The sequence below is a fragment of the Limnospira indica PCC 8005 genome (assembly GCF_000973065.1).
In the GTDB taxonomy this organism is placed as follows: domain Bacteria; phylum Cyanobacteriota; class Cyanobacteriia; order Cyanobacteriales; family Microcoleaceae; genus Limnospira; species Limnospira fusiformis.
The window spans coordinates 2576424-2586658 of record NZ_FO818640.1; the positions used below are offsets into that span (position 1 = coordinate 2576424).

Sequence of the window (10235 nt, forward strand, 5' to 3'; positions counted from 1 at the left end):
ATATGGATGGGCAAGTTAGGCAGGAACTCCCAGATTTGGTCTATGCTGAAGCTGTAGTGCGATCGCGATCGGGAGAGTCTCTGCTGTCAACACAAACGTTAGTTACCAGTGAAAATGTCACCCTGTTTGACGCTGATCCACGGCTGATTGAATACACAGAAGAAAGGCTCAGGGATACCGGATTTAATGTCCTATGCAAAGGTCGCGGTTCTATTAGTATTTGCGGCTCTCCTGAGCTTTATGAGCAGTCTTTCCAGACGACTCTCACTAATGTTGAATATCAGGTAATTAAAGAGTTGGGTCAGCCTAGCACGGCTCAATTTATTGATGCGGTTGATGATAAACCCCCTGGGGAAATTGATATTTCTCAGAGCAGTTGGAATACAGAACTGGTAGGGGTAGCCATTAACGAACCTGTTTCTTATTTAGGGTCAGGTGTTCCCTCTGCTTTTCCGCCGCCAGCAGTCTCGCAATATTTATCTGTACCCGATTGTTTAGCCAAGGGTCTAAATGCAAAACAGGCTCATGATGGGGGAATTGACGGTCGGGGTGTGAAAGTAGTAATGGTGGATTCTGGGTGGTATAATCACCCCTTTTTTACTCACCATAACTATCAGGGTCAGGTGATTCTCGCCCCCGGTTCTACGGATAAACATATTGATGCAAACGGTCACGGAACTGGAGAATCTGCTAATTTATTTGCAGTGGCTCCGGGAGTTGATTTTATCATGGTTAAAGCTGATGTGGCGATCCGTGGTAAATTCCGGAATGTTAATTCTATTGCCGCTTTCAGGACAGCGATCGCCCAACGACCTGATATTATCTCCTGTAGCTGGGGTTCAAATCAGAGAAGTTCGGAACTTTCACCTTATAATAAGGTCTTAGCCACCTTAGTAGCCGATGCGGTGCGGCGGGGAATAATTGTGATTTTTTCGGCGGGAAATGGTGATTGGTCTTTTCCTGGTCAACATCCCAATGCGATCGCTGCTGGGGGAGTTTATAAGCATCTTGACGGACCCACAAAGGGAGAGTTAGAAGCGAGTAACTATTCCAGTGCTTTCCACAGTCCGGTTTATCGAGGGCGACAGGTTCCCGATGTCTGCGGGTTGGTAGGACAGCGCCCCCACGCCGCCTATATTATGCTACCTGTGCCGCCTGGGTCTTCCACTGATATCAAATGTGCTGAGTTTGAGGATGGCACCGAAGCCAATGATGGCTGGGCGGCTTTTAGTGGTACATCGGCGGCTGCGCCCCAAGTGGCGGGGGTTTGTGCGCTATTAAAACAGTTGGATCCGGGTTTATCTCCGGTGCGTGCTAAGAGAATTTTAGAGAAAAGTGCGATCGATGTAGTCAAGGGTTTTTCTAATTACTATTTCAGCCGACCAACAGCCGGTCCGGGTCGCGACCTAGCCACGGGTTACGGCTTAGTTGATGCTGGGAACGCCATTGCTACCCTCAGACAGGTAAATAATCAGGAAGCATCCCACTCTCAAATCATCGATTATTCCCAGGCTGATGATACTTTTAATCCCGCTTTATCAGCCCCTATCAATTGTGATTGTGACAGTCCATCAGCAGCCAGTTATGTACCTGATGCAGCCTCAGATCATGGCTTATCAAATACTTGGCACAGTCACAGCATAGAACCGGAAACACCTCAATCAACTTTACCGACAATTTCAGCAACTAGGAGTCAAGTCACCATGTCTAACAATTATCCCAAACTCAACAATAAATTCGATGAAATTTTAAATGATTTCGACAATATTTTAAAGGGCAAAATCGAAGCCGAAGAAATCGAAGCCGTTGAACTAAATATCTCCCTGCGACATTTTAGCGATCGCTCTCCCCGGACCGAAGGCATACTGGCTCTGGTAGCTTGTTTACAGCAACTAGAGAAAAGTTGGGACGACCCAGAAACAGTTAAGGAATCCCTTGTCAATGATATCCTAAAATCCGCCAAAACCACCCTAGCACAAGCTGGTTTTAACTTGAGAAATCAAGAGATTATTGAGCAAATCAAATCATCATATATCAACAACCTAGCCAGTGTTGAACCCCAACCCATTCAGAAAAAGCACGTTTCCGCCGCCAAAAGCCTGCTCAGGATTCAGAAATATCAAAAGTTAGCCACACGCATTTTAATTAAGGCTATAGAAGAAGCAGACGAGAAAGTAGCCGCCTTAGCAGCCGAAGCATTAGGAGAGTTTCACACCACACAATCATCTCAATATATCGAGATAGAAAGTTACGATTTTCAGGCACAAATTGCTGATGGTATATATCAACTTCAAGATGGCAGAAAAATTGAAATAAGACAGACAAAATTTAATAGTAGTTCTCCACGCTATGTTAAATATTTGTGAAATTAATCATAAAAAGTTTGTTAATTGAATCTATGACAATCTCTATTTTCCAGATGTTTTGATTCTGCTGACAACAAATAATCAGGTAATTTTGTGTCACAAAGGATAGCTGACTCGATTTGATGTTGGCTAAGACCTTTAGTTTGTGTTAAGTCTACTCCTCGTAAATCGGCATTCCGTAAATCGGCATTCCGTAAATCGGCATCCTGTAAATCGGCATTGTGCATTATTGCAGATTCTAAATTAGCTAATTCTAAGTTAGCACCTATTAGGTTAGCACTAATAAGAAAAGCATTATATAAATCTGCTTTGTAAAGTCTTGCTCCCTGAAAATCAGTATCTAGTAAAACTGCTCCACGCAAATTAGCACCATTTAGCCAAGCATCTTGAAAGTTAGATCTTGAAAGTTCTGCTCCTTCAAAATTAATCCCATTGAGAGCCTTACCACAGAGATGAATTCTCTCCCAATTAGTTCTACCGTTTTCCCGTTGATGTTCTAATAAATCTTTTAATTGGGGAGTAGGCTCACAATTTCTCTGAGCTAACAGTATTTCTGTATGAATATTTACACGCATATTTGTAATTTGTTCATCAAATATCAGATAACCAGCAATCATCACAGTAGGAACCAGAGCTAAAACTCCCAGATTTTTAAATATTTTGCGCCATTTTTCAGTCTGACTCGCCTTAATAAATTCCGTGGCTAACTCAGATAATGCCACTTCCTGAGCCGCCGTTTTATTAAACTCCCGAGCATCCCGAAGAATGCGACTTTGTAACAAATAATCTGGGGATTTATTTTGAGAACGCCACTCCTCTGCATATCGCTCAAATTTCTGCTTTTGATGCAATTGTTCCCGACGTTCACTTAACCAACCCTGTAGCTTATCCCAATGGTGAATTAACGCTTCGTGGGTGACTTCCAGAGTTTCACCTCGCTGGGGGTCTTGGGAAGTAGACAGGAAACGGACACCTCTGGCGGAAAAACGCCTAATAATTGATTTGATGGCGGGTTCTTCCTGTTTATTGCTAATTAATTCGGAGACCGGAGCGCGGCGACGGGTGGTTTTGTCGGACTCGTCTGGGTTGACTAAAGCTAGAAAAATGCGACGCGCTAATATTTGGTCTTCTGGAGTTAGGGACTCATATAAACGTTGTACTTCTCCCGCTAAAGCACCCCCGACACCCCCAATTTTTTCTAAGGTTTCTGCGGGGTCTATACCATCTTCTAACCCTTCCCAAATGCGTTGTAATGCAAACTGAAGCAATGGGAGAGCGCCTTCCCTTCCCTGGGTTTGTTCAATTAATAGTTGAATGATTGCAGGTTCGAGGCTATGTCCGGCGAGTTCTGCGGGTTTGGCGATCGCCATTTCTAACTCTTCTCGCTGCATACTCGGCACCAAAAAGCCATTACTAGAAAATAACCCATCTAACCCCGGATATTGTTGAGTTTCCCGCAAGAAATCACTCCGCATGGTGACAATAACCGAAGTATGTCTATCTGCATCCTTCGCCGCACAGAGTAAATTAGCAATAAAAGCCTTCCTTTCTTCATCGTCTTTACAGAGAGTAAAAACTTCCTCAAATTGATCCACTACCACCACCAGAAGCGACTCATGAATATTCGGGATTTGATTCGCAATGCGTCGTAACCCTTCATACTCTCCCCTATCGCTGGGGTTTTTTAACACCCGTTCAAATTCTGCGGTTTTTTCCACTGGTGAAGGGTCATTGGTCACAATTCGCGCCAAAACCGTCGCCAAGGACTCCAGGGGATGAGTAGTCGGAAATAATACCGCAATTTGAGCTTTTTGATAACCGAATAAAGGTTTTTTATCCAATTCTGGAATTAAACCCGATCGCGTCAATGATGATTTCCCCGAACCAGAAGTTCCATAAATCGGCAAAAATCGACAAGCCGATTCATCTTCATTCAAATCGCGGAATTTTTCCCACAGTCGCTCAATTTGCTTTTCTCTCCCAAAAAAGTACATAGAATCTTCTTCTCTAAATACATCTAATCCCCGATAAGGATTCTCCCCCAATTGAGTCGGCTTAGTTTCCTTCTCCGTGGGTATCGTATAAGCAGAAGCAGATAAATAAACAGTTACCGAACTCCCTTGAATAACATTACCATTAACCTCCCAGGTACGTTGATTAAACCCCCCAGTAATATGAGTTTCATCTTCAAGGGGATTCTGATTCAGTTCTGATGATTTTACCATGATTATTTACCTGCAAATTACTCGGTTTTACTATTCATCTTCGGAGTCATTGGTTTTCCGTTGTTTCGCACCGATAACCACATCTCGCTGTGATTGAATCACATCACCGCCAACCTTCCAACCCGGTTGATTAAACCCCCCAGAAATATGGGTTTCCTGTTTCCCAATTTCTCCCACATTTCCAGCAATATTAGTTTGATTGTCAACGGTTTGGTCTTTTTGGTCAAACACCACCGAAGGTTGAGACTTAGCCGCCGTTTCGGTTTCCGGTTCTTCTGTCGCTTGCGGAAATGGCAACCCTTTGGGTTCTATGCTTCCCCCCGCATAATAAGCCACCACAAAATTATCAGCATTTTCATAGTGTAAAACCGGGTGTTGTCGGTCTTGGGTGCGGGTGGGGATGACCTGGCGAGTATGTAAGGCTAAATCGGCGACCCTCACCGAACCATCTTTTTTAGCGACCCCAGAACCACAAAAGGCTTCCATTAAAGCCATGGTAAATTCGCTATTATGTTTGTGTTTATAAAGATATGAGAGTTCATCTTCCTTACAGGAGGCAATCAAGGCTTTTCCTCGACCTTCTTGTAATAACTTGATGGCTTCAGGCGGTAAAGGAGAGGCAGCCATTTCTAGTCCTGGTGCTTTGGCTTCTCCCACGCCTCCCGCATGGCAACAGTCCAATAAAATTAACAGTTTTTGGGAGGTAATAGCTTTAAGTTTTTCGGAAAATTCCTGACCACTAATAGCAGTTTGATAGAGTTTATTAATGTTGTAGCCATAGGGCATGAAATAATAAAACTCCCCGGTAGGTGAGGCGACTTGATAGCCATGACCGGAAAAATAGATAACTACAGTTGACTCGGAATTGGTGGTTTTAGCGAGTTGATCTAGGGCTTCTAATACCTGAGAGCGATCGGCTTTTTCATTAACTAATAATGTCACCTGTTCGGGTGGATAGGCGCATCTGGACGGGTCGGTGAGAATGGCAACTAAACCCTCAGCATCATTAACGGTGTTGGGTAAATCTTGACCAACCCCAATTACTAAAGCGTGTCCGTTTTTATAAGTGCTAGACATAATTTAATGGAAACTATAAATTGCCCTTCTGATACCTATAGGCTAACCTCAGATCCGGAAAGTGGCGAAGAATTTAATTATTGCTTAACACGCTATGACCCTCAGCGCCCAATTCCCATAAATAACCCCTCTACCCGGTAATCAGATGGGTTAAGGGGGGATAGGAATTTAGGAATTTTTGATGCTCTACCGACCAGGAGGCGGACGGCGACGACGGAGAAAATCGGGAATATCAAGTTCCTGGGGCTGAGGTTGTGGCTCAGGAGCAGGAGTCGGTATAGTGCGCTGCTGAGGAATAGAAGTTATGGGTCGAGACAAAGGAACCTCTCTGCCGGATTGGGGAACAGTAGATTTAGATTCACCGGTGAACCCGGTAGCAATGACGGTAATTTTGACTTCACCCTGCATCCGTTCATCAATGACGGCCCCAAAAATAATATTAGCATTAGGATCGACGACTTCATAAATGGTCTCGGCGGCAGCATTGACCTCATGCAAGGTCAGGTCTGTGCCTCCAGTAATATTAAATACAACTCCCCGCGCACCCTCAATGGAGGATTCTAATAAAGGCGAAGAAATAGCAGTTAAGGCAGCTTCCCGCGCGCGTGACTTACCAGAACCAATACCAATACCCAATAAAGCGGAACCGGCATCAGCCATGACGGCACGGACATCAGCAAAGTCCACATTCACCAATCCGGGAATGGTAATAATATCAGAAATACCCTGAACCCCCTGGCGCAATACATCATCAGCATAGCGGAAGGCTTCCTGTACAGGGGTTTGCTCATTAATGACGGACAGGAGCTTATTGTTAGGAATCACAATGAGGGTATCAACGCGAGTTTGAAGGGCGGCAATTCCCTCGTCAGCCTGGGAAATGCGTCGCCGTCCCTCAAAGGTGAAAGGACGGGTAACTACGCCAATAGTTAAGGCTCCAACTTCTTTGGCGATTTCGGCGACAATGGGAGCGCCACCAGTACCGGTGCCGCCACCTAGACCAGCGGTAATAAAGACCAAATCGGCACCGTCTAAGGCTTGGGCGATTTCATCCCGGGACTCTTCAGCGGCTTTTTGACCGATCGCCGGATTTCCGCCAGCTCCCAAACCTCTGGTCAGTTTTTGACCAACCTGAAGGCGTTTAGATGCTTTAGACTGAGTAAGGGCTTGGGCATCGGTATTGACGGCCCAAAACTCGACACCGGAGACCTCGCTATCAATCATCCGGTTAATGGCATTTCCGCCACTTCCCCCTACACCAATAACTTTAATTTTGGCAGCGTTGCTAGGCACAATATCACTACTCCAGGACTGTTCATTAGGGACGGCGTTACCATCATTATTATGATTATTTAATCCTTCATTATTTTGGCGAAAGGGGTTAGCCGATTCTGCTGCCGTCCACAGGCTGGCTTTTCCTTCAGGTTGGTTGTTATTTGGGGTAGATCCCAGATTGCTCTTATCAAGCATCATTTTAAGTATTTGGGGTAGATGAATCAGTTTTAATATTTAAACAAGTCCAAGTCAACTAAGTTTGTTTAAGTTGAGCTAACAACCCAAAACGCTAATATAGCAGTTATCAGGACAGTAGGACTTAGATAGTTAGTGACACCTAGATGGTCAAGTCTTTCCTTTTGGTTCCAGTTAAGCTGTTCCCGGCTCTGAATACTGACCCTAGGAATCTCTCCCCGGTCCTGGTTAGTTTAATAATGATTTAAACTATACAGGGATGTAGTCAAGGGTTCACTTAGAGAAGGAGGCTTCTGATAGTGATGACTGATCTGAGATCATTAACACCAAGGGAGAGTTGGGATTTCTGAGATCAATATAGTCCACTTGACTCACATCAACTTGTTCCGGCAATTTTCTCATGCGATCGATAACCTGCAACTGTTCCCAAAAGTGTGTACTGTATGAGCCAATATGCACCTCGCCGATCTCAGTCATTAAAATAATATTAGCTGGATTTTGCCAGTCAATTTCATGGATGTCAACCGGGGAGCGACTCAGATCACTATACATCTGCTGCCAATGGGGTCGATACATCTCAAAGTTACCGATCACTCTCAGATTTGGCAGTTGACCCGTTTGTTCTAGCTCAGTATAACTTGATAATGGCATCCAACTACCTTCAGCATCCAACCAGCCAACGATCGCCTCAGTTCCTGGGGTAGTAGTTCCTATGGGAGGTTGAGCGATCGCCACAGGTTCTCGTTCAGTCACTTCTATAGTAAGGCGGGGAGGAAATACCTGCCTAATCACGATCGCTTCCGATATGGGAGCATTATCGATCAAGGCTTGTTGAATAGCGGAAGGTTGAATTTGCCATACTGATTGAGGATAGGACAAAGGCAGGTGTGAGCGAATATTGTGCTGAGAAAGTAACTGATTACCCTTAATCTCGACCTGTTCAGCTTCTTTAATTAACCAAATCGGCTGACTAATTCCCCAAAATACCCCCCCAGAAATACCTCCGACCGCCAGAACCTGCCAAATCACCCGAACCAATTTTAAACGTCGCTGACGGCGAAGTTGTCGTCGGCGAGTCCCTAATCGATTGCGAGAAGTAAACACAATATTGGCCATTCCTAATTTTTGTCCCTTCTAATTCCCTTATCTAAAAGACTATCCCCCTTGACTGCTATTCCCCTAGTGGGGGGAGAAACCACATCCCTGGCGTATCAGCATCATCCTACACTCAAAAGGAGGCATCGTAACATAAGTGAGTCAATTATGGTTGGACTTAACCTGAACCAATTTTACAAAGCCTGCAATCCCAGCAAAACCATTGATATGGCGAATCTGGAAGATCAGCAGTATTATATCGATTTTTCGTCGGTTCGCGGCAGCAATATTGTTCGCGAGTTAAGCCGCACTATCACATTGCTTTCCAGTGATGAACCCACCTGTCAGTTATTTTCTGGACACATTGGCTGCGGAAAATCCACAGAACTGTTTAGACTCAAAGATAGTCTGGACCAACAAGGATACCATGTAGTTTACTTTGAGTCATCCCAAGATCTGGATATGGCTGATGTTGACATCAGTGATATTGTACTGGCGATCGCTCGTCAAGTGAGCGAAAGCATTCAAACTGCCGCAGTGCAGTTAAAACCCGGATACTTCGGCCGCCTGTTTACGGAGATTGGTGATTTTTTGCAAACCCCCATTGAATTATCTGGTGAGGCGGAAATTTCCATTGGTATTGCCAGAATTACCGCTCGCACCAAAGATTCCCCTAAACTGAGATCTCAACTGCGACAATACCTTGAACCGAGGGTTAGCACTATTTTAGAGGCGATTAATGAGGAACTACTTAAACCTTCTAACGAGACTCTCAAAAAGAGAGGCAAAAACGGGTTAGTAGTGATTGTTGATAATTTAGATCGGGTAGATAATTCCCCCAAATCCTGGGGACGTACTCAGCCAGAATATTTATTTGTTGATCGGGGTGAGCAACTCAGACGGCTACATTGTCATGTGGTCTATACAATTCCTTTAACTTTAATGTTTTCTAATGATTATGGTCGGCTTTCCAGTCGATTTGGGGTGAAACCAAAAGTCTTGCCGATGGTTCCGGTATGCAATCGAGATGGTTCCGAGAACCCCCAAGGTCTGGCTTTATTGCAACAGATGGTTTTAGCGCGTGCTTTCCCGACTTTACCACCCGAAGAACGGATTTCTTATATTCCCGAATTGTTTGATACCCCCCAAGTTCTCGATCGCCTCTGTCGGGTTAGTGGTGGTCACATGAGACGATTACTAATGTTAATGTACAGTTGTCTACAACAGGATGATCCACCTTTTTCGGCTGATTGTTTAGAGACGGTAATTCGGGAATATCGCGATGACCTATTAGGAGCTATTACCGATGACGAGTGGGATTTACTTTTGCAAGTAGTCGAAAATCAAAGCGTGCGCGGGGAAGATGAATGTCAAACCCTCTTGCGGAGTATGTTTGTCTTTGAATATCGCGATCGCTCTGGTCGTTGGTTTGGCATTAACCCAGCTTTGATAGATACACCCAAATATCAAAATTGGCAACTTAATAAATCTCCCACTCATCCACCAGCAGCCATGAATTAATTAGTATCTGCTCAATATCTGCCAATAAGTCCTAATTAAGACCATCTACCAGCCGATATTATGGTCAGACATATCGGTTATTTTTTGCTGCCAATTTTACCGGAAATCTCGGCCAAGATAGCGACTAGTTTTTCGGGTTTTCTCGCACAAAAATTACGGGAAGTGTTAAATTTTTATTTTTTTTTTAAATTTATCATTATCATGTATAATAAGTAGGAGTCAGGGTGTAGTTTAGTCAGAATGCCAGCATACTATAAGTCAGATTGTAGTGATAGCGTTGAGCATTGGGGGGCCACAGCCACCAGTGTTAATCAACCACAGAAATCACGCTATAGTATTTTGACTAATGAAAAATTGATTGAGTATTGCTATCTGTACTGGATGGTAATTTTCAATTAATTGTGAATATTTAATGATGTCTAAGCCACCGACTGGATAGGCATCTATAATCTCAGGGAATCAGCCACAATTGGAGCCGGGG

The 10235-nt window shown here is 44.2% G+C and carries 6 protein-coding genes; 2 read left to right on the forward strand and 4 right to left on the reverse strand.

The genetic code is table 11. The features are described from left to right. The first annotated feature begins 2 nt into the window (after positions 1-2). On the forward strand, positions 3-2366 hold the full coding sequence (locus XZ46_RS11295; RefSeq protein WP_008050550.1) for a S8 family serine peptidase: 2364 nt from the start codon (positions 3-5) through the stop codon (positions 2364-2366). A gap of 20 nt (positions 2367-2386) precedes the next feature. Here XZ46_RS11295 and XZ46_RS11300 read toward each other — a convergent pair whose 3' ends face one another. From XZ46_RS11300 to XZ46_RS11315, 4 genes are all read right to left on the reverse strand, one after another. Beyond that, positions 2387-4591, reverse strand: coding sequence for an nSTAND1 domain-containing NTPase (locus XZ46_RS11300; RefSeq protein WP_008050551.1), 2205 nt, complete (start codon positions 4589-4591; stop codon positions 2387-2389). A gap of 30 nt (positions 4592-4621) precedes the next feature. Beyond that, entirely contained in the window at positions 4622-5668 is a 1047-nt protein-coding gene (locus tag XZ46_RS11305; protein ID WP_008050552.1) for a caspase family protein, read from the reverse strand. A 186-nt stretch (positions 5669-5854) separates the two neighbouring features. Further along, positions 5855-7141, reverse strand: coding sequence for a cell division protein FtsZ (gene ftsZ, locus XZ46_RS11310; RefSeq protein ID WP_006625893.1), 1287 nt, complete (start codon positions 7139-7141; stop codon positions 5855-5857). 270 nt (positions 7142-7411) lie between these two features. Next, a complete protein-coding gene (locus tag XZ46_RS11315; protein WP_006669767.1) occupies positions 7412-8254 on the reverse strand; it encodes a cell division protein FtsQ/DivIB in 843 nt (280 codons plus the stop codon). A gap of 147 nt (positions 8255-8401) precedes the next feature. Between XZ46_RS11315 and XZ46_RS11320 the strand changes: the two genes are divergently transcribed. Beyond that, entirely contained in the window at positions 8402-9754 is a 1353-nt protein-coding gene (locus XZ46_RS11320) for a P-loop NTPase fold protein (protein WP_006669766.1), read from the forward strand. Positions 9755-10235: the final 481 nt, after the last annotated feature.

What these genes read in the sequence shown, in the direction of transcription:
- XZ46_RS11300 (WP_008050551.1), bottom strand. Translation starts at nt 4,591, where the DNA reads ATGGTAAAATCATCAGAACTGAATCAGAATCCCCTTGAAGATGAAACT.
- XZ46_RS11295 (WP_008050550.1), top strand. Translation starts at nt 3, where the DNA reads ATGGATGGGCAAGTTAGGCAGGAACTCCCAGATTTGGTCTATGCTGAA.
- XZ46_RS11315 (WP_006669767.1), bottom strand. Translation starts at nt 8,254, where the DNA reads ATGGCCAATATTGTGTTTACTTCTCGCAATCGATTAGGGACTCGCCGA.
- XZ46_RS11320 (WP_006669766.1), top strand. Translation starts at nt 8,402, where the DNA reads ATGGTTGGACTTAACCTGAACCAATTTTACAAAGCCTGCAATCCCAGC.
- ftsZ (WP_006625893.1), bottom strand. Translation starts at nt 7,141, where the DNA reads ATGATGCTTGATAAGAGCAATCTGGGATCTACCCCAAATAACAACCAA.
- XZ46_RS11305 (WP_008050552.1), bottom strand. Translation starts at nt 5,668, where the DNA reads ATGTCTAGCACTTATAAAAACGGACACGCTTTAGTAATTGGGGTTGGT.